Annotated in this window: 6 protein-coding genes; 1 reads left to right on the top strand and 5 read right to left on the bottom strand. The window is 64.1% G+C overall.

Translation table 11 applies throughout. The features are described from left to right. Positions 1-3: 3 nt before the first annotated feature. The 4 genes from JE024_RS38820 to JE024_RS38805 form a co-directional block, all read right to left on the bottom strand. Positions 4-294 carry a hypothetical protein gene (locus JE024_RS38820; RefSeq protein WP_205378685.1) on the bottom strand — a complete coding sequence of 97 codons (291 nt, stop codon included), beginning with the start codon at positions 292-294 and terminating at the stop codon, positions 4-6. Positions 295-449: 155 nt separating this feature from the next. Beyond that, a complete protein-coding gene (locus JE024_RS38815) occupies positions 450-890 on the bottom strand; it encodes a YbaB/EbfC family nucleoid-associated protein (RefSeq protein ID WP_205378690.1) in 441 nt (146 codons plus the stop codon). 19 nt (positions 891-909) lie between these two features. After that, a complete protein-coding gene (locus tag JE024_RS38810) occupies positions 910-3,822 on the bottom strand; it encodes an AAWKG family protein (protein WP_205378689.1) in 2,913 nt (970 codons plus the stop codon). 86 nt (positions 3,823-3,908) lie between these two features. Further along, positions 3,909-4,400 carry a type VII secretion system-associated protein gene (locus tag JE024_RS38805; RefSeq protein WP_205378688.1) on the bottom strand — a complete coding sequence of 164 codons (492 nt, stop codon included), beginning with the start codon at positions 4,398-4,400 and terminating at the stop codon, positions 3,909-3,911. 390 nt (positions 4,401-4,790) lie between these two features. On the opposite strand from JE024_RS38805, the gene JE024_RS41690 reads away from it, so the two are divergent. Next, complete coding sequence (locus JE024_RS41690; protein ID WP_244883696.1) at positions 4,791-4,997, top strand: hypothetical protein; 207 nt, start codon at positions 4,791-4,793, stop codon at positions 4,995-4,997. Between the two features lie 655 nt (positions 4,998-5,652). Here the strand turns inward: JE024_RS41690 and JE024_RS38795 are convergent. Beyond that, positions 5,653-20,598: a DUF8616 domain-containing protein gene (locus tag JE024_RS38795; protein WP_205378687.1), complete on the bottom strand. Its 14,946-nt coding sequence runs from the start codon at positions 20,596-20,598 to the stop codon at positions 5,653-5,655. Between the last annotated feature and the right edge of the window lie 1,762 nt (positions 20,599-22,360).

Here is a 22,360-nt window from a genome sequence, read left to right as displayed (position 1 = left end):
CGCTCAGCGCCTTCCCAGACCCTCGCTCTTACGCGCCTCCTCACGGACAGCGTCCACCACGCCACCCTGATGAGACTGAATACTCTTCACATTCCCCGCCGTCGCGTCAGCAGCCGACGAAATCGCCTCCGCAACCGCCCGAACCGTCTCGGACGCCGCCTTGTTCTCCGCCGCCACCCTCGGCTTGTTCTCCCTCGCGAAACTGTCCCCCTCACCCTCCCAACCCCGCGTCACAGCAACAGCAGCCTCAAAATCCCGCATCATCTCCTGCGCCAGGCCGGCAATCTTCTGCATCTCCCGCAACCCGTACTGCACCCGCGCCGGATCAGCCGAATACGACGACCCACCCACACCCGACACCGGCACCGGCACCGGCACCGGCACCGGAACCGCCCCCGACACCCCACCACCAGAACCCGACACACCACCCGCACCATGCTCAGGCACAATCAACCCTCCTCATCCTCAGACAACTCATCCCGCAACCGACCACCCACCGAAAACCCATCAACACCCTCAAGGTCGACGCCGCCGAAGATGTCTTGCCAATCCACCTGCGTAGCCCCGATCTCAGGGACAGTGGGGCTGCCAGTCAGCAGAGGCTGAAAAGCCTCCATGACTTGCCGTGCCATCATGGCGCGCGCACTATCCGCAGCCTCAAGCACGCTGGCAGCCAACTGCGTCGCCGACATCGAGCGATACTTGCTCTCGAGAAAGCTCAACCCAATGAGCTCACCCTGAGGCCCCACAGTGACCTCCACGGCACGGTCTCGCGACCTTGAAATCATGGTGGCTGCGCGAAGATCCTCTTGAGCCTTGGCCAGCGCTGCCTGTGTCGTTTCGAGTTCACTCATCGCCTGCGCGATGCGCTTTTCAAATGATTCCTGCATGCCAGTCCTCCTGCTGTGCTCAACGTCCGATTGACGCAGGCGCTCCACCTTCATCGGTGCCCCAGACGTCCTCTTCCTCAGGTGTCCAGTCCACCGGTCGCACGCTGCTCTGCGTGGCCTGAGCGCCCTGGCCTGCGTCCTGCGTCGCGGTGGCAGAGCCCGCAGCACTTGAGGTGCTGCGTCGCCGCGCAGGACCAGCGTCTACACCCTCAGCCGAACGCCTGCTCGACCTGTTGCCACGACCGGGAGTGGTGCTGCCACCGGGATCGGTCAGGACGTTTCGAACACGCTCGTTGGACGACTGGCCGCCACCACCCATGCCACCCATGCCGCCCATGCCGCCCATCGGCATACCCATCGGCATAGGGTTCAGGGGAGTTGCACCCGCTCCCGGACCGCCGACACCTGCGCCCGCTGCTGGCGCGCCGAGCGCGCCTGCGGTCGTCGCGTCGGCATCAAATTCGTCGTAGCCAAGCTCGTCATCGAGGCCGCTCACGCCTCCGCCTGCAGCACCGGCAGCTTCAGCAGCGTTGAGACCACCGGAAGCGCCAAGTCCATCAAGTCCCGCTCCCCCTCCCGAGCCGACAGACGCCAAGTCTCCGAGACTGTCGTTGAGCGCGGACAGCTCTGACGTTCCAGCACCCTGGTCGGACAGCCCACCGCCCCCAAACGTCCCGTCGCCTCCCCCACTCGGGTTCAGTCCGGCAATGGAATCGCCGCCGGCCAGACCACCACCAATTCCCCCCGGGGTCCCCAGGTCGCCGAGACTTTCCCGGAGCTCGGACAGCCCAGACACACTGGTGTCCAGACCGGACGCACCATCGCCACCGAAGGACCCGTCAACTCCCCCGCTGGGGTTGAGACGGGCCGTGGACACTTCACCGTCCGGAGTAGTGGTGCTTACCGAACCGATGTCCGGGCTCACCGTCGTACTGGTGCCGTCGGGGAAGACGGTGGTGAGGGTGCCATCAGGGTTCAGCCTCGACGTGATGCCATCCGAGCCGGTGACGGCACGCCCTGAGCTCAGGTCCGTGACCGTTTCACTGCCGTCGGGAGAAAGCGTTGTGAGCTTGCCAGTGTCCGGGTCGAACGCAGTGGTAGTACCGTCCGGATTGCTTGTCACAAGCGAGCCGTCGGGGTTCAGCCGAGTAACGCTGCCGTCCGGATTGGTGAGGCTGCTCGTGTCGAGGCCCGGGTTGAGCGGCGACGACAATTGCCCGCCGGGGCCGGTGCCCCTATTGGGGGGCGCCGGAGGGAGGATGCCAGGGCTCAGTGGAAGGAAGGGGAGCGCCCCTGCACCTGATCCGTTCGCGGCAGACGATGTTCCGCCTGTCGGCAAGCCGGAATCGCCGGTGGCACCCTGCAGGCTCGGAACAGTTCCCGGACCATTGAGGGCATCCAGAGCGGTGCCGTCCAGGGCCGGGATTCCACCAGAGCCGTTCAAGGGAGCGGACGACCCCGGACTGTCAGCCGATTCAGTGAGGCCCCCCGGGGTCCCGGGTGCACCCAGCCCGTCAGGGATGTTCGCCCCTGGAACGCCCAGGCCCCCGCCCAATCCACCCCCGTTCAGACCACTGCTGCCCGGCCCAGCGCCCAGTGTCTCGTTAAGGCGTTCGAGTTCCGAAGCTGCTCGGCCGGCCCTCGCGCTGGCATCCGCTGCTTGCGCCCCTGGGGTCTGTGCGGAGAGCGGGCTGGTGGCTTTGGTCTCCATTGGCGTTCCGATAAGGGAACTGATGCTTGCCCACGCATTGTTCAGGTTCGACAGGGCAGTCTCTGCGGCAGGAACAAGCGTTCTGTTGACGTTCAGATTCCACAGGTCGACTGCTGCCTGGCCGATCTGTTTCCAGGTGTTCGTATCGCGGAGGTTGCCCGAGATCACGCGACCGAGTTCGGGCACATCGAGTTCGAGGTTTTCCTTGAAGGCCGCGGTGGTCTCGTAGGAAGGTGTGTGCCCTCTGCCGGTGCGCACGTTGACCTGGCTGATGTTGTTCACCCAGAGCCACTGCTGCACTCTGTCCAGCATGGTCAGCACAGCGTGATGCGGATCGTGAATGTAATTGGGATCGTGCGACCACGCGTGCCAAGCGTCGTAAAGCCGCCTGGCTTCTACGGCGAGGGCTTGCTGCGCCTGGGCCATGGCGTCGCCGTACGTGGAGGTGGGCGTGTATCCACCGAGGGTGGTGTGAGCACCTTGGAACGTGGGTCCACCCATCTGCCGCAGATAGTCGTCGTAGTTTGTCCGAAGGGTGTGCAAGAGGTCCTTGAATGCGCCGGCTGCACTTCCCCTCCAGGCTGCCTCGTCGGCCCCCATCGCCTGCTCCCACGCATTGAGTACGGCTGCGTGATCAACAATGAACTGTTTCGTGCGGTCGAATGACTGCGCCACTCGTTCGAACGAGCCGAGGTCAACAGCGTTTGCGTCGGAGATGACGTCGGAGTTGTGATCTCCGTGGTCCCTGGTTGAGTAGGGGGGTTGCAGCAGCGCTCCGAGGGCTACTCCTGGACCGCCGATGTACTGTGCCTTGGCAGTGCTGTCCCATTCATCACCCAAGACACCCGTGAAAGCACCACCTCTGCCCCCTGTTCCCTGAGGGAGCAGGCGCGCCCGGCCGTCCTCGCCGATGATGACGCCGATGAACACGAACAGGGCCTCATACATCGAGATCCCGTCCTTGTGATGACCGTCGCCAGGGGCGTTGTAGAACGGTAGGACGTAATCTTCACCGTTACTTCTCATCCAGCCCATGTTGTCAAGGTCAACAGCTTTCATTGCGACCTTGTCGAAGCCCATGCGGAATAGGGGGATGCCGTCGCTGCTTGTAAGCTTCTCGAACATCGCAGCCCTACCGGTCATGGGGAACCCGGTGAACGTCGAGACAGCCCTGGCCCAGGTGTCATCAGCGTCGAAGCGGGGCTCGGAGTTCTCAGGCATGGCAGCGTTGCTCCACCTTGATGAGGAAGTTGGGCGACTCAGACGTGTTGGGTGTGCGGTGTAGGAGCCGAACTGGCTCTAGGCTCTTACACGGTCCCCGAGGGAAGCGTGACGCCTCCAACGGATCCGGTGGGCTGACCTGTGACAGCGCTTCGACCGGTGTCCGCAAAGGCGTCGAGCATCTTTTCAGCGCCTATGGATTCGAGAGTGTCACCCTGATTCTTGAGCAGGGTGTCAACAGTTTCGCCGAGGTTGCGATCAATGTTGGCGAAGAGTTTTTGCTGGGTATCGAGGATTCCCGCTACCGAGGAAGCGGCTGTCATGATGCTCTTCAGCAGTGTCTGGCCGTGCACGGTGTCTTCTGCACCCATCAAGCCGATCGCAACCGGGGGGTGGGAAGAGGTTCCCGCATACCAAAGCGTGTCCGGCGTGGTGCGCCCCTCGGCGATGCTCTTCACGGCTTGAACCCCCGCCGGGTCATCCTTCTGGATCTTGTCCAGATTGCTGATGAACCCTGCGACGTCGTTTTCACGAAACGTCCTCAGCGCCTGTGAATCCAAGTGCGTCAGATCCGGCATGAACCCGTCCTCTCTCTACATCGGAACACGCCGCAGACAAGCGAGGAACGAACGCCTACTCGTCGCAACAACTAGATGACCAGTCGACACGGTCACGTTCAATCGCCACACCGCTGGCGCGCTTACCGGAGTGTACGAGTGCGTCCCTCTCAAGGGCTCAAAGCTCAAGACAACTGTGTCCGTTAGTACTTTCTCCACGTAGACATTCGGTCCATGCAACGTGAGGCTCGCCCTGAGCGCCCTACCGGAGCCGACCAACTCAAGGCTGTCCCGGCAAGTGCGGCCTGCCGTGGCCTGAGACCGGCTCGATAGGGTCAGGACCACTACCGACGGAAGAGAATCGTTCGATGGCGACGTGCGGCCAGCTGACCGAGTGGGCTGGTCTAGGGCATGTCACGCGAGCCGGATGGGGACGATGCGGCCGTCAGGCGGATCCCCGGCTTCGCGAAGGCGCAGCTCGTCGAGGTGGGCATCCTGCTGGCTCCACGCCTCGTCGAACGAGTCGTGGTGCAGAGTGAAGCTGTGCCAGCCCTGCTCACGTCCGGGGACCCGCTTTACCGTCTCACCGAGCAGGCGGACCCCGATAGTCAGACCTAGCGGTCATCGTTCGGCGTCGAGCCGGAGACCGGGGCGGTCTACTTCGCCATGCCGGACGGCGGAGGCATGGTCGCCGACTCGCGGGTTGGAGTTCACCGGGCTGAACCGGCTGGCCGAGGAGCTGAAGGAGATCGACCCCCGGCGGCCTTCAACGGCTACGAGGGGTTTCTCTGGCCAGGGTTCCTGGACCGCTGGCCCTACTGACCCCGGCCGGCGGTTCCAGGGCCGGAGGTCTGGACCGTGCAGGGATGCCGGGCCCACGACTTAGATGATCTTCATGGGGGCTGTGATCACGGCGTGCGAGGAAATGCACGAGTGGCAGCGTAAAGCGCACGCCTCACGACGCACCCGCATCGAGCGTCGCTTCGCCCACCTGGGGAACTGGCGGGGGCTGGCCCGCCGCGAGCACATGAGTGACATCGTCCAAGCCTTCGCGGGCCTACCGTCCCGCTACCAGGCCCGCAGACTGACGTCGGCGCAGCGAGTCTAAGCAGCGATCCTGCCCGCCATCCTCGACGCCTCACTGCCTGCCGTGCACGAGCGCGCGCTAGTTGACGAAGGCGCGACGAGCAACTGCGCTACCCACACGTACGAAGCGAGCAGCGATGCTTTCCCACTCTCTTCTTCAGTCAGAGCCCAACCCGACATCGTCAGCTCAGTCAACCTGGAAGAGGTCGGCAGATTCGGGAGACGACCAAGTCGTACGCAGTACCGTCGGGGCGCTCCGGATCCCGAGGTCGGGATCCGGGGGGATATACCCGAAGGGCGATGACGGGGCTGGCCTTCTGGAGCGCACCGATTGGAAGCCCGTGAAGAAGCGGTGGGACGGATGCATGTCAGTTGCGGAAGGGTTGCGTTCAGCGCGCCGCTGCGAACTGAGCCCGCCATCGCCTGTCGTTGTGTGCCTCGGCCATGACAAGCCGGCGTGCCTGAAGTACGCGTCCGCCTGCGGCCGAGTCTCGGGGGCACCCTGACCGAACCCCGGACCCACACTCTGCGGCCGTGCCGCATGGCTCAGGCCACCGTACGCAGGCTGAGCAGAGAACGAACCCGCCCGCGGCCGAACCTCGGGCACACCCTGACCGAACCCCGGACCCACACTCTGCGGCCGTGCCGCATGGCTCAGGCCACCGTACGCAGGCTGAGCAGAGAACGAACCCGCCCGCGGCCGAACCTCGGGCACACCCTGACCGAACCCCGGACCCACACTCTGCGGCCGTGCCGCATGGCTCAGGCCACCGTATGCAGGCTGAGCAGAGAACGAACCCGCCCGCGGCCGCTGCGTAGCTGTAGCTGTAGCTGTGCCGCCAGCCTCAGCCGTCGGCAAGCTGGGTCGCGTCGGCCAGTACAGGCCCCGGCCCGAGCCTGGGCTCCGGGCCTCACTTGGCTTGTCACGCCCCCACGACACCCGCTGAGCAGCGGCCTGCTTCACCCACCCAGGCACCTTGCTCCGGACCAGGTCCTCACTCGCTCCGGTATAGAAGGCCCACGCCACCACACGTGCCACCTGCCTTGCCGGCGGCAACGCATCGAAACTCAGATGCAGATCTGCACGAACGGAGGAAAATCCCAGCTCCCGCCCCAGCCGCTCAGCAGCGTCCAAAGCCCTGCTCTCAGACCCCTCACCACGATGCCAATCAACAGGCGCATACCAAGGACGAGCACCACCCAGCGCAGGCTCATCACCCCGAGGCAACACCGACAACACAGGCTCGCCCCGGCCTGCAATCAAAGATCCTGAGGAGTTCGTGCGCGGCCGAGCGTCTGGGGCACTCGGGCCAAGTGATCGTGCCGCATGGCTCAGGCCACCGTATGCAGGCTGAGCAGAGAACGAACCCGCCCGCGGCCGCTGCGTAGCTGTAGCTGTAGCTGTGCCGCCAGCCTCAGCCGTCGGCAAGCTGGGTCGCGTCGGCCAGTACAGGCCCCGGCCCGAGCCTGGGCTCCGGGCCTCACTTGGCTTGTCACGCCCCCACGACACCCGCTGAGCAGCGGCCTGCTTCACCCACCCAGGCACCTTGCTCCGGACCAGGTCCTCACTCGCTCCGGTATAGAAGGCCCACGCCACCACACGTGCCACCTGCCTTGCCGGCGGCAACGCATCGAAACTCAGATGCAGATCTGCACGAACGGAGGAAAATCCCAGCTCCCGCCCCAGCCGCTCAGCAGCGTCCAAAGCCCTGCTCTCAGACCCCTCACCACGATGCCAATCAACAGGCGCATACCAAGGACGAGCACCACCCAGCGCAGGCTCATCACCCCGAGGCAACACCGACAACACAGGCTCACCCCGGCCTGCAATCAAAGGATCAGACGGTCGAAGTCCAGTCAGTCTGGCGGTGATGCGCAGTTGGGTCAGGTTGAGTGCACCGGTGGGTTTCTGCTGGGTGATCATGGTTACAAGTTGCCGGTGATCTGCTGGCTGGACCACGCCGTCGACCGGCAGTCGAAGGGTTTCGCGTACCAAGTCGTTGAGAGTGTTCGAGTTCATGGGCTGTCTGCCGCTGTCTTGCCCTGTGTCTGGAGCCAGGCCTAGCCAGAGCTGGTCAAGAGCGTGCAGTGATGCAAGGTCACTGATTTGGTGCCGGATGTCTGCAGTCGGCCACAGGCGAGTGAATGTCCGCACCAGGCCGACGAGGCGTGCTTGCTCTGCTTCAGTCAGAGGCCCATCTGATTCAGTTCGGATGCTGGCAGCAATGGCGACCGATCGGAGTTCGGCCTCATCCGGGTCGGGTTGGTAAAGGGCGAGCTCTCCCCGTTGCCCGTCTTCGCTGATGAGTACCAGCGGGGATGGCGTCATGGAGGAGATGCCCGCCACTGTGTCCAGTCGGGTTGTGGGTGCCCAGACTGGTCGACGGAGTCGGTTGGAAAGACTTTGAGCTGTATCTCCGGACTTGCAGGCAAGAAGCACGACGGCACCGTTCCGGGGCAGCTGCCAGTAGCTGCCGTCCGCTTGGAGCACGTCCGCCACGTCGTCCGCGGCAAGTGTGCCGTTGTCCGCCCACAGGCCGGAGGCGGTTCCGTGTGCGTCGACAAAGTAGGTGTCGTCGGGGAGTGGAACGTCCTCGGTCGGTAGCCCAGCTGCGAGCTGGTAGCGAACAGGGTGCCCTATGTCTTCTTGCTGAGTGAGGACGTGCGTCACCTGTCGTGCGGCCAGGTTTCCTGTCCATCCGCGCGCCGCAACCAGGTCGTGCTCGTCTTGGTCCAGGAAGGACAGTCCCACCTGTTCACCAGTTGCGTTGTGGAGGGGCATCGTTCGAACGGGCTTTGCAGACCAGCGGCTGGCCCTTTCAGGCGTCGCTTCTGAGTCGGAGACCAGCACCGTTCCTGCTGAAGTCTGCTGAGACCGCATCCCGTACATGGCGGCCAACTCGCCAGACAGGGCGGCTGCGGCCTTCGTTCCCTGCGTGGCGTACGTATGGGCCACCAGGTCGGTGAGCTCCAGCGCGAGTGCGGATGACCCTGTCTGTGCCGTGCTGTCGGGCATTCCGCTGGTGCTCGTCGCTAGCCGGTCAGCGGTGACTTGCCGCTTGGCCCATGCTTGGGACTCGTCATAGCGACTTGGAGTGAGCTTGCCAAGCCTTGTGCGGGCCCGTTGGAGCATGGATTGGTGAGCAACATTGAGCCTTGGCTGCTGTTCACCGGATCGCTCTTCGGGTGTTGGCTCCGTGTGCTGGGCGAGCGACGGGCTGTGGGCCGTGGGCACTGTTCGCGGGATGAGCGCCTTGAAGGTGTCGTCGTCGAGAAGAACGTGCACACGATGCATGTCCGGAGCGCCAAGGTCCTCGGGGCGGAAGGTGAGGACTGGCTTGTCGGGGCGCACGATGTTCACCTCGACGCCGTACCTGCGGGCGAATAGGACAGGCATGTAGTCCGCCGCGGAGTGGTCGTGGTGCGCAGGCTCTCTGTCTGCCGGCCCGCCTGAAGTGAATGTGGCGTCGCGTTCTATCTGACGGGCGAGGAGTTCAATGCGAGCGGCGTGGCCGAGGGGGACGTTGGTGTGCAGCGTGTGGTCTTGGTCGAATTCGGCGCGGTGTCCCGGCTCTAGATGGTCGAGTCCTGCGGCCTGCAGGTCCTGTTGGGTGAAGACGTCTCGGCCGGGTTCGGGCTGCAACCACGTAGTGCTGTCGTCGTCGGATGTGGATAGCAGCCAGGAGGCATTTCGGGCTCCGTCTTGGCGCAGCTGCTCGGCGAGCGCAGAGCGGACGCGGTGGGCGATCTCCTGTGCGGTGTCGGTCGGAGGGGCTTGGTCGGGATGGGCTTGGGCGTACCAGGCCGTATGGAGGGCGAGCGGGAGGCCCTCTCCTCGGGTCGTCTCGGGTCGTTCCGGATCATGCGGGTCACGGATGTCGTAGATCGTTCCCGAGGGGGCGGTGTAGTAGGTAGCGGGGCCGTCTTCAGTGTCCTGTCCGCTTGTGAACTTCTCTTGTCGGTCGTTCCGGTCGCGGTTGGTCAGCGCGCGGCGCTCGGCCTCTGGTCGGTCCTGTGCCAGGGCCGTCGTGGGGAGTGCGGAGGGTCGCGGCATCTGTGCGCGGGCGAAGTCGGCTACGGCTTGTTGGGTGAGGGCCTGCTTCAGACGATCCCGAAGCCGGTCTATGTGCGCTGCTCGATCCTGTGCGGCTTCGCGTGCGGCGTGTGTGAGTTGCTTAGTCCGGGCGGCTCGCCGGGCGGCGGCAGTGTGGGCGGCGCGTGGAGGCAGCAGGATGGAGGAGATGCGCAGTGGCTCCCGATCTTGGCCTGCCGTCACTGATGGCAGGGAGGCAGACACGCCGTGCTGACTGTCCTCAGCGACGCGGATACGGAGTTCGTTGCGCAGGATTTCGATCTCGTCGGGTCGAACGTCGACGAGATGGCCTTGAGAGAGATGGTCGGCCTCAGTCCTGCCCAGCGTGGAGAGGCCGCGTTCGATCGCCGCGTTCATGGCGTCTCGTGCTGTGACCGCACGGGCGTACGCGTTTTCGTAGTAGGCGGCTTCGGCGCGGAGCAGGCGGGCGAGGTCGTGCTCGCTCGAGGCCAGGGCTTCGTGTGCTTCCTGTTGCTTGGCTTGCGCCACCAGACGGAGTGCATGCGCCTTCATGGTTTCGAGGAGCGCCGTGTGGCGTGGGGGCACGCCACCAGGCCAGAGGTCGCCTGGCGACTGTGCCGTGGCGGCGAGTCGCCTCAGTTCGGCGTCATCGTAGGGGGCCGGCTCGTCTACTTCGAGAAGGTGCTGGGAGCGCTCATCGGTGTCCGCAAGTACGTGGCGCTGCAGGTCGGCTGCTTTAGCCGGCTGATAGGCCACGGGCTTGGCCACGTCGTCGTCGTTGTGGGCGTCCCTGTGCCATTCGAGTTGCTCCTGAGCACTGGCCTTGGCCTTTCCGTACTCGGCAACCAGGTGCCTGTGCGCGTCACGCCGTCGGGCACGTTCCTCTTCGTGTTCGACGAACCGAGCTGCCGCGGCCGCGAATCGATCCTTGCGCCGTTGAGGGTCCGGATCGCGAAGGATCTCGTACCATTCCGCATGGTCGCGCTCGACGGGTACGACTGCCGCCCTGTACGCCGTCTCGGCCTCGTCAAGCTGCTTTGTCAGGTCCTTGACGTGGTCGAAAGCAGTGGTTACTTCTGCTGGGTAGCGTGCGTCGTCGATGATGCCGTGCTCACGTGCAACCCGCTCCGGCGCCAGGACGACCAGGCGGCCCTCCGCCGGGAAGGAGGCAGCGAAGGCCTGGCTCCTTGCTGCCGACTTGTCGGATGATGTGCGGCGTAGATGGCGAAGTGGGTGACTCAGTGCATCGATCAGCCGCCTCGCCCAGTTCTTGGTGACGTGTGCCTCAACTCTCTGATCGATCTGGAACTCGAGCAGAAGCATGCGCTCGGGGTCCGGCTTGGGGCCCACCTGGAATGCGTCCTTTATGCCCCCTGCGGTTCGAGTGGGCTCGGACACCTGGTTCAGCGGTACTCGTTGCCCCGGCAGAAGGTTTCCCGTCGCGGGGTTGCCGTCCGGCACGACAAGCAGGGGGAGGGCCGAGCCGTTGACGACAGACTCGATCGCGCGCGTGAACTCCTGGCGCTGCTGAGACTCCGAAACACCGCGGTATGAGGAAGCGGCGATGTCGTCCACTACCCCGATGAGCCGTGGCTTGGCTCCTGGGGAAGGGCGGTAGCGGATCGTCGGGTTGGCGGTCGTGGCGCCGATCATTGCGCTGTCGGGGACCGGCGGGGGCTGGTACCCATCCGGGCCGAGCGCCTGGGCAGCGCCAGTGGCACGCATGAAGCGGGACGAGAGCTGTTGTGTCAGTTGCTGGAACGATGCGCTTCCCTGCCGGGTGACGGTGGTGCGGCTCGCAGAATTCTTCAGTTCTGGTGAACGGAACAGCTTTCCCCAGCGGGATTTCGTGTGGGGTGAGTTGCGTGGGACATGTCCGTCAGAGCGGATCGATGGCGACTTTTCGAGGCCCTTGACGGTGTCGGCGGCTGCGCCGGGGTTCGCGTCGTCGGCATGGTCGACGACATGGATCAGGTGACGCTGCATGCGTTCCACGTCGGGCACGTGCAGGAACGACACGTCACGGTGTGTCAGGAAGTTGCGGGTTGACTCATCTCCGTCCTGGAGCCACCTCTGTGCATCGCCTGGGGAGACTTCTTCGACGGTGACCGGCTCTCGGAGTACGCCATGGCTCGGGCCGGTCTCGACGGCCACAGTGGTCTGGTGTGCGGATGACTCGATCGGGTCGGTTTCGGAGACGTTTGGGGCGCGGTCAGCATCCTGTGGCTGGTCGTCCGTGCCGTCTACCAGCAGGGAGGAGGGATGCAGTTCGCGGAAGGTACCCACGTCCTTGGAGACCACCTGCACTGTCTTGCCGTCGTGCCGCGTGTACGTCAGTTCGAGGTCGAGGGGCACGTCGAATTCGACGTGGCGTCCTCTCGTCGAGAGAGACTGCTTAAGAGTGGTCTCCTGGGTTGTCGAGTTCCCGTGGCCCGAGGGCAAGCTGATGGCCGCCTGCAGGCTCGAGGCTACGGCCCGCACAGCATCGTCCCCCGTGGCCGGCAGAGTGAGACCCGTGACCGACAGTCCTTGGCGGTGTTCGCGGTCAGTTGTGCTCTGGCTCTTGTCCGTCGCCGACCGATTCTCGGCTGTGGTCCAGCCGTACCGTGTACTGCGATATACCGGAGCGCCCCTGAGGAGCCGTACGCGAACAACGCCGGAGTGATCCTTGAGCAAAGCGGTCCGACCGTGCCGCAGGGTCACTCCCTCGGCGGTCAGCTGATCGTAGCTCGCGCGCAGGCTTACAGGCGTGAGCAAGCTGTGCAACATACTGCTCAGACCGCTCGCATCGCGCGGCCCTGTCGGAAATGAACCGGGTGCCTGTTGCTGCATCGCTTGCTGGAATGAACGGAATGCCTGTCCACTGTCGATAGCACCGACAAGGGATACGAAGACGGGCTGACCGACCAACGGTCGCAGCAGTGCCGGCTCCCTCATTTCCTCGAAGCCGTTGTCCACGAGACCGAGTCGCCGAGCGTCCACCCACGGTAGGGCCTCGTCGCGCTGCCCGAAAACAACCACTCCTGCCGCAGCCTTGCGCTTGGACGCCCCCACCCGGTGCGACCACTCCTCCCCCACAGCGATATAGGTCGTGCTGTCGTACACCGCCCTCACGAGCCGGCCCGACTGCTCCTCGGAGACCTGGTGTGCAACAGCAAGGCCCTGGCTGTCGCCGTCGCGGGTGGAGCGGCCGTAGAACTGATAGCTCGCCCCAGCGACAACCGGGGCTGCCGTCGGGTCGGGTGCTGCAACGTTGATCTGGGCTTGTAGCGCCTTTTGGTGCTGCTTTCCCGTGCTCGATCCCGCCGTCAGCGTGCTCGTTACGGAGCGCTCCGCGCTGACGCCCCTGTCGACGACGTCGGTGGCGCGAAGGCCTTGGGACACTGCGTCAATGCGTATGACCGCCTCGTGGCGGAACACTTGCCCTTGAATGAACCAGCGATGCTGTATCCAGCCCTCTCCCAGCAGAGCATCGAGGTGTGACGGGACCTGCTCGGAGAGCACCACGACAGCCTGATCCTCATCCGTGCCCTTGGTTCGGAAGACCCACTTGGTCTCGCGCGGTGATATCGCAACAAGGACCTTACGGATCAGCTCGGCCACCGGTGCAGCATGCTCCAGACGCACGTGCGTGTGGCGGACCATGTCAAAGTACGCGGGGTCACGCCTGCGGGCGCTGTCCATGGCAAGGGCCTGGTCTTCGGTGAGCCACTCGGGCGGCCGAGGTTGCGGGCCATCGTCCTGGTCGCGCCGGAGGGGGCGCAGACGATCGGGCATAAGGGCGGCGGGATGCAGTACCTGGGCCCAGGTGTGGAAGACCTGGGCCTCCCCGATCGCGCTGCCCAGGGCGATCGGCTTGTCTTGCTGCCTCAGTTTGTTGCCGGTGGTCATCCGAACCACCGTTCGAGGCCTCACGGTGTAGGCGGCCGTGACGGTGATGGTCGCGGGAGCCTCGTACGCCTGCACACCCTCGACGGTCACTTGGTGGACATTGGTCGCCTCCATGCCCGTCGTGGATCCACGGCTGATGTTCACGCCGTACGAGGCTTCGATACCTGCGGTGAGCCGGCTCCTCGGCCCCATGGGCTTAATGCCGGCTTCGGGCCCTGCAGTGACTCTCCATCCCGTGGTGACTTGTGTGCTCTGGCTTATCTCAGTCTGCCCTGACTGCCCCCCGCGAAGGCTCAGGTCAGGCCGGTGCCCCGTCCACTGCAGTGGCTCGGGTTGGCTACGCAGGGTCAGTACGAGCTTGTGTGTATGGATGGGAGTTTGCGCAACCAGAACCACGGAGCTTTCGGCGTCCGAGAGCATGCGCGTGTCCTGGAGGAGCTGAGTCAGTGCCGTCCGCAGCCGGTTCCTATTGTGCTGGGTGGTTCGAGCCTCGCGGCTCATCGTGGGGTGGCGCGCAGGCGTGGTCTTGAGGACGGTAGGACGGCGCTTGCCTGTCGCTCGGTCGAGGTTCGCCCCAGCTCTATTGGCAGCCTGCAGCTGCTGACGCATCTTCCTAACGGCGTGGGAGGCCGGATACGCCGCCCGATCGGACAAGCGGCGCACTGCGGAGGGAGCGGGTGCGACGAACCGGTGCGTATCGGGATGAGCCCGTAGTTTGGCGAGCAAGTCGTCAACCATCTGGTCGACGAGCGGACGCGAAGCCTGCCGTGTGGCGTCAGCGTCGTCGTGCATGGGAGAAAGGATGCGGCCCGCGGTGGTTCGGGCATCGAAACGCACGCTGTGGTAAGGCATCAGCTGAGCAATGCTGCCGCTGAGCTCGCGGGGCAGGCTGGGCCCGGAAGCGGCAGGATTCGCCGGCGACTGCGCCGCACCCAGTTCAGTGGCCTGCGTGCGGGCAGTCACTCGCCGCGCCGTCGGCGCCTCCTCTCGTGGAGGCCTGTTGGGGCTGGTGTCCCATCCACCCCATTGCCGTGCTTCGTGTTCCGGCACGCGCAGGACGGCCTGCATGGGAAGAACCGTCGTCAATGCCTGTGGATCGGTGTCCTCCAGGTGCGGCGGGCGATCCAGGCCGCCGCTCTTCCAGGCAGGGTGGAAGGTGACCTCCACCCTGGGCTGCAGGCGGTAGAGGCCCTGAAGTCCCTTGTGCCGTATACCGGAGTCCTTCTGCCCTTGCTCCTTGACGGAGGAGTCATTGGAGCGTGAAGTACTGGCCTGTCCGGTGATACCGGCTTGAGCGCGGACACCGGGGTAGTTGAGGATCGGGCCGCCCATGACCGATGCCGTGATGCTGCTGGCGACTTCCTTGTCGCGTGCCACGGAACCGGAGGTGTTCTTGGAGGTGTTCATCCGCGTGCCGCGCACGGAGCGCTCCAGGGTCGCCGTCAGGCTGGGATCCGAGAGGACGCGGTAGCTGAAGTGCCCCACCACGTTGCGGTCCTTGTCCAACAGGTCAGAGGACCACACCACCCCTCGCATCGACTTGATGAACCGGTCCGCCATGGTGCCGCGACGGAAGAACCTGGTGATTTCGTCGACCCCGGGCGAACCCAGAGTGACGCCTGCATGCTGGTTTGCGACCCCCAGTGCCCAGGGGATCAGGTCTCGTGGCGGGACGCAGTCATCGACCACAACCATCTTCGCCCGCACCGTTCCGTCTGGTATACGGATCTTCCGGGGAAGCCCGAGTCGCCCCTCCTTGGACTTGGTGAGGTAGTCCGGGACGCGCCATTGGAAACCGTTGCGTACGACAAACCGCCTGGATCGACCCGCTACCGGATGCAGTGAGCCGTCAGCGCCCAACTCCTGCACGTCGATGTCGTAAACAATGTCACTGACGAAGGTGGCAGACCCTTCCTTCGTTCCTATCGTCTGCTTCTCCTGCGAGGAGAAGCCGCGCGTCGTGACGTGCGTGCTCTGGTGGAAGCCGCCGCTGACGTTGATCGCGCCGATTCCGCTGAGCCCCGTTCCGGGGGTCAGCGTGGTGCCAAAGTTCGGGGTGAAGTTGAACGCTTGCTTCGAAGACTGCGAGTTGCTCTCCGTGAAGCTGCGAGACTCATCCAGGAAAACTTTGACTTTGTCGGCATAGCGGGTGAAGGACCCGATGTTGCGTGCCCGGACTGTGGCCAGGTAGTCGCGCCCATCTGCGCCCTGATACCGGATGTACGCCCCGTCCCCCAGCGCAGAGGAAGCCTCGAGAGTGTTGCGCTTGCCGGTGGCGGCAGGTGACACCACCGCCGCATCCTGGGAACTGGAGGCCAGTCCGGCAAGTATTGCTGGGGGACGCCTCAGAAGGTCAAGAAGAGTCTCCCGCAGGGTCTCCTCATGGCTGTGAGTGATCTGCTGCGGCATTCCGCGGTGCAGGACAAGTTGCATGTCGCGCGGGCGCAAGACGCCGAGGATAGCGTGCGCCACATCAGCGGATCGACGCAGCGTGATCTCGGTTCCACCAGTCGTGGTGATGTCCCGCGCGAGCGTGCTTCCGTCGTCAAAGGCGTCCACGACGCCTTCCGAGATGACAGGGTCGGTGGCCCCGTACTCGAGGACAGCAGGCCGGTCGGCCTCCAGGTGTTCGACGGGGATGGTCACATCGGCATCTCGCACGAAACGTGGCGGTGCATCCTCGTCGCCGCGCGCAGCAAAGAGCACTTCGCGATGCAGGTCACGAAGGTACTGCCAGGCGCGATCGCGTATGGGCTGCTCAAACTCCTGGTGCTGCTCTGCGCTACCCGGTAGCCCTGACAGCTCCCGGTGGACGACGAAGTCCACCCAATCCTGCTGCTCGTCTGCACTCAGAGCCCGCGGCGCGGTCAGCTCAGAGGTCTCACTTACGGTCGGCAGAGTCGGATAACCAGCGAGCCGACCACCCGGCACCTCAGGCTCAGGTCGCCCCAGCGCGTCGCGTGCATGGGAGCGTACGTTCTCCAGCTGCTGGAGGACTCCTCGGATGCGTGTGATCCGAGGAACGGGAGCGGATATCACGTCCTCTGCGAACCTCACCCGGCGCTCGCGCCCAGGAGGCGTGGGCTGGGCCGCGTCCTCAGTCTTGCTGGAAGGCTTGGGCCCGAAACCGAGAGCAGCCCCAGGCCCCGTGTCAGATGCAGGTCCCCTACTGATGTCGCCGCGGCTCGCATGGTCTTCACCTAGCGGAGTTGCCGGCTCAGGCGACTCTACATAGTGGCTGCGGGTTGGAACGGGATCTGCCACTTGCCGTGACATTCGGCGCCAGCTTCGCAGAACAGTGACCGTCTCCTGACCAGTCTGTCCGCCGCTAGGCGCGTGGCCGGTAGCGGACGAATGCCACGAGTGCGGCCGGCCAGCTTCCGTGGCCTGGGTCGGTGCTGGCGCGGTGTCGGACGCATGCAGACCGACAGTGAAGCGCCGGGAGGCTCCGGGTGTTGCAGGCGGTGTCTCAGATACCGAAAAATATCGGGCACCCGGCGCATGCTCCTCAGAGATAGCACCGGAGCCCCAGAGGGCAGGTGGCCCCGATACGCGACGGAGCACGCGGGGCGAGTGAAGCAGGAGATTCCAACTCGCCGACTTCTTACGCGAGCGCGGCGAGGGCGGCACGGCAGGGTCTTCTGCACGGTCGGCGAAATAGGCAGTCACCTTCACCGCATCTTGAGCCGACGACAGACTCGTCGAATGCCCATCATGCCGCAGAGGACTGGAGGGTGGGGTCCGAGAAGCAGTGCTGCCGACTGTCCCTTGACTCGCCATCCGGCGATGATGCCGCCTCTGCCAAAACGTCGATGGGCGATCGATCGAGGCGATGACGAGGAAGTCAGCGATCGTCAACTGCGGCTCGATCAAGCTCTTCTGGAATTGGCTGAGTTTTTCCTCCAGTCGACGCAACAGTTCGGAGTGCACTCCAGCAGTTCGCACCTGTGCACTTCCGCGAGGAACGGTCCCCAGCGAGCCGCGACGCCCTTCGCCTCGCCCAGTAACGGCGATCTGCGGGATGGGGAGCCCGTTGCGAAGGTTCCACAGACCGACTCGCACCACTTGCTCGACCACGTAATCCAGCTTGCGCCCTTCGGCGGCTTCTATGCGCTGAGTATCCGCATCGAAGACGATTCCTACCTGCGGGAGCCTATGTCCATGCAATATCACGGAGGTCAAGGGGTTCGCTACGGGCGACCAATCGGAGGTCAGTAGGTCTGCAGATTTTTCATGATAGGACTCTCCGGGACGTCGGGAAAACATCCGAAAATGCCACAGCTCACTGGACTTTGGCAGGTCTGCCGCTTCCTTCATACGCGACCTGGCTGCCCGTTCCGCCCTTTCGGCAGAAGCTGTGGCGACCTCATGCTGCTCGGTCCCAGGGGTATGCCGGGCAATTTCACGCCTAGCTTCCGCTGCAGTGATGAGACCATCTACCAAACGCGCATGCTGACGCAGTTGCTTGAGCACATCATCGGGGAAACCGTCGACCGCGTTACGATCCAGCTCCTCGTTGATGGCTACGCGCAACATCCTCAACTCGTCTGGAGAGACTCGATCAAGGTTTACATCAACAGCTGATTTCACTTCTGCAGCAACGACAGCACGTCGCGAAAAATTCTCGAGCGTGATCTGATGATTGCCGTCCTCGCTGGCGATCACAACCATGGCAAAGTGGTATCCGAAGTGACTCCCTTCGATCTCGGACGGCTTCGCATAATTTCGTGAAATGCTAGGCAGGCCATTTTCGTCGAGCGCGTTGATCGACTGGGTGAGGTACGTCTCGCCAACCTCTGCCCAAGCATGCTCGTTGACACCGATCATTCGCGCCACATCAGACAGGACTTCGCGTTGAGGATTATCCACGGCAACACTCAACGCGCTGCCGTATTCCCTTCCCGGCGCGGGACCATCACCTTCACCGATCAGCCTATTATCCTGCAGCACCTGCCCTGCAGCCCATTCTGGATTCACGACAGCAATGGATTCACGGCCTTCCGCGACTTGACTGACAGCCGCAGCGAGATGGTTGATCCCCGTCACCTCGGTACGCCCCAAGGCGTTGATGGGACCCTTGACTGCTGCGGAGCCGTCGGGATTTCGGAAGATCACGTGCGATGCAGAAACTCCGCCTGCCAGCATCTGGGCGAAGTCCCGACAAATGTCCTCTTCCGACCGTCCTGACCGCGTCAGGAACTGGGGAGTGACTCTCACCAGGTCGCGATGCCGACCACTGCCATCCGACAAACGAAGAAGGACATCCCCCATCTTCATTCTCACACGACTGCCGGCGAGTTCCAGGTTTCGGTTTGCCTCTTCGACAGCGCGGTGGGAAGCGAAGACCTGCTGACCATATGCATCTCGCATCGTGGCGAGGGAAAGGTCCTGAGAAACATGCAACGGCGGATGAGCATCGACCCTTACCTCCTGGCGCTCTACGGTTGGCACCGTCAGGGGCGGCAGGTCTCCGGAGCCCTCCGACCGATAGAGGAACTCCCTTCCCGTCAAACTGGATGGGTGGCCGAAGAGTTCAGCTTCCGGGGGCGCTCCGATCACTTCATAGTCGGTGGTCATCAGCGGGCGTGCCCGCAGATGTGCCAGTGCATCGTCCTCGATAGTTGCCAATCCGCTTTGGTGCGGTGACCATCTTCCCTGACCACCGGTGAGATGGAGATGCTCCGCCCCGGTCTGAGCGTCCACTTCAACGCTCACCTGCGCGTCGGTCGCCCAAACTACCGCGCCTGTCCGGTCAGCTATGAGTTGACCGAACCCTTGATCCTTTCCGTGGGATATGGCTAGAACGATGTCTTGAATTCCAGTGCGACCGTTGTCCAGAGCGATGAGTTCGGCCAGCTCAGCAGGATGATGGATTCGGACGGCGCGACTTCCTACCTTGACTACAAGAGCACCGGCCGGACCGGCCGTCATGATCACATAAGGTTCACTCCAAGGGGCTGCATGCTTGACTGCTCCCATGGTCGGATCGCTGGTCGTATAGCTTGCAGTATCGGGCGCGGGGGTCCTCGCACCTGACCAGTCTCGACCAACTTGGAGGCCGTTCGCATCGACGAATGCGGTTAGTTCGCCCAAAACTCCGTATTCCTCGGACAGGAAATAGGCGGCAAGCGCTGCTGCGCTTCTTGGCTGGCCGTCGCTTTGCCCCACGACATCCAGGATTCGTCGATAGTCATCGTCGGCCGGCGGCGCACTCAGATGAAGTGCGTCTCGCGCCAGTTCCTGCATATGTACATCGAACGAGGTCACCGAGTCTTGCTGGGTCATCGACAGTAGCGTTTGCAACCCTCGACGCTTGCGTTCGTACTCCTGCTGATCAAGAGAGTCGCCGTACAGCCGCTCCAGAAAGCCTTCTACGTGCTGCTGATGCTCCAGATACTCCGCCCTTGCGTAGGACGGATCTCGGTCCGAATGATCGTGATCGCTGCGCGCACCACGCAGCGTCTCACTTGCGGCAGGAGCATTGGGCCACCTGCCTGTGACAGGCAACTGCGGACGCGCACGCATCGAGAAGTAGGAGGGCTGGGTCAACGGATCCAGCCACTCGTGTCGACGCAGGTACGGGCGTGCCCCATTCCGGGCACGTCCCCAATCAGGGCTGCGCGTCATGTATCCGATGTTCAGGTGCCCGCTATTACGTGCAGAGCGCGCATGCACAGCCAGTTGGGCAGTGGAACCCGGATGATCGCTGATGAGCGCTGCGAGCAGTTGGAGGTGTCGACCACGCAAACCGCCGAACGGGAGATCGTGTGGTGCCATCGCACCCAGATCGCCCATGAGACTGCCCGAGATGTCAGCCCTGCCCTGCCCGCCATGGTCACGGTATTCGTCGCGCAATCCGAGCTGGTGACCCAACTCGTGCGCATACTCGACCGGATAGGCATCGGGCCACCAACTGGCCTGGTCCATACGCTGACTGCGGTCGACGATGTCCACGACGAGGTGCGCATGGTCTGCCTCAACTACCTGTTCGACCGTGACATGCAGAACACTGCCGTCCGGCAGGCCGTGCGCGGGCCGGTTGAAGACCTCGTCGACTCCCTGCGACAGGGACCGCCAGACGGCTGCGGTGTCTGTGAGCGAGTTCCTGAAGGCGATGCGGACCGTCAGATCCGTGAAGGGCATGTTGTCGAAGCGGAAGGTGCGGACGTCGAATGCCGACGACACCATGAAGCCAGGAGCCGTGTTGCGGGCCCGACGAGGGGGAGGCCCCATCATCGACGGATGGCGGGAACTTCCCCCTGCCCGACGGTCTTGCGCCGCGGGTGTACCGGCGCCTGCCGCACGATGCCAGGACGCTCGCTCCTGCACGCGACCCGCGGCCCACGGCGTTGCTTCAGTGGCTCCCGAAACTGAACGCCGGCGTTCTACTGTGCCGCGCGTGGAACGATCTCGTCCCGCGGTTCCTGCATAGGCGGCCAGCAGGCCCTCCCCGCCGGTGGCCCCGTCCCACGACCAGAATGCGTTCTCATCTGAAGATTCGTGCGAGGCCTGTGCCCAAGTCACCAAGTCGTCGCCGGGCGTGAAACGTGCAGAGTACGGATCGCCAGCGATGGATTGCGCCCGCGTCCCAGCGTACGAAGGCCCCACTTCGGGCACGGGGTACAGCTCAGGGACTGAGTCCGCGAAGGGTCGGGGCGAACCGGTTCCGGCAGCTTCTGCAGGCCTCCGCGCAGCAGCACCCCCCGCTGACGAGTGGGCAGGCTGCTGGATTTCGCCGATAGTTGCCTCAGTCCACTGCAGCACCTCTTCCTCGGTTGGTTCTGATCTCATGGCGAAGACACCTGCCTGTTCCCAGGCAGCCTTCGTCAGCTCCGGCGACGGCTTCTTCTCACCACGTGCGATGCTCGCAAATATCTGGCCGAGGGGCACATGACGGCCGTCGACAACCTGAATGGCATCTCGTGAAGGCAGCGAAGACCACGGTGCACTGGTTGTTGCGCGCCAAGTCTTCAGCGCCGCTACGACCCAACTATCCGGCCATCGCACGCTGCCGAACCGTTCGTCGTGTCGGGCAGCCGAGCCTCGTGCGCTGGCATCCGACCAACTCGCCTCGCTGAATGCTGGCCACGTCGTCGACATCGGGTCGTGCCACGACCGCGTGAGTGCTGCATCGGCTACGGCGCGCACCCTGTTCAAGGAATCATGGTCAGTGCGGAGGGATGTCGACCATGTTGCTGCAGTCCCATGCGTAGTGTCGGCTGTAACGACACGCTGGGCATGTTCACGCAGCCGGGATTCACCTCCGCCGGCCTGCGGCGCAGGAGGGTGTCGCTCCCACTGGCTTCGCTGGGATGCTCCGGGGGCGGGACGAATCCCAGCCAGGCGCTTTAGGGCGTCGGCCAGTGCTTGCGAAGTCGCTCTTGCGCCGCGCTCACTGTCGTAGACAAGCCGTCCTAGCGGGACCTGGCGCCCGTGGACCTCGACGGTCTCCGTGCGAGCAGGTCGCCGCCCGACATTCCTGCGATCGCCATAGTAGAGACTGAGCGCCTCAAGCACTATGTCGTCGGGCCACGGATTGCGCATCTGGGAAGCCGTCCGAGTCACTTCGGCCTCCGTCAAGCCAAAGGCCTCGTAGCGCGGGACAACTCGTGAAGGGCCTGCGACGGCTCCTGCGCCGAAGGTCGCATGATCTTGTCGTTGCCTCCCGGCAGGAGGCATTCCCCTGGCCAGGACTCTTGCGCGAAGTTCGTCTGACACCCGTGTGCGAAGACCACGCTCAATGCCCCAGACGATGCTCCCCAGCGGCACCTGCCGCCCGCGAACGTCGACTGTGGCGGTGGATGTCGGCCGCGTACCTACCCGAGCAGCGTCGAGGTAGTAGACGTCCAGTGCCTCGATGACCAGATCGTCCGGCCAGGTTTCGGGCCGCACCCGCGTGGGAGTGGCGTTCACTCGCACGTCGGTAAGTTCCCCGAGTATCTCCGCTACT

This window comes from Streptomyces zhihengii (assembly GCF_016919245.1).
GTDB lineage: Bacteria > Actinomycetota > Actinomycetes > Streptomycetales > Streptomycetaceae > Streptomyces > Streptomyces zhihengii.
The sequence above is the reverse complement of the archived record's forward strand: the minus strand, read 5'-3'. Positions and strand labels throughout refer to the sequence as shown.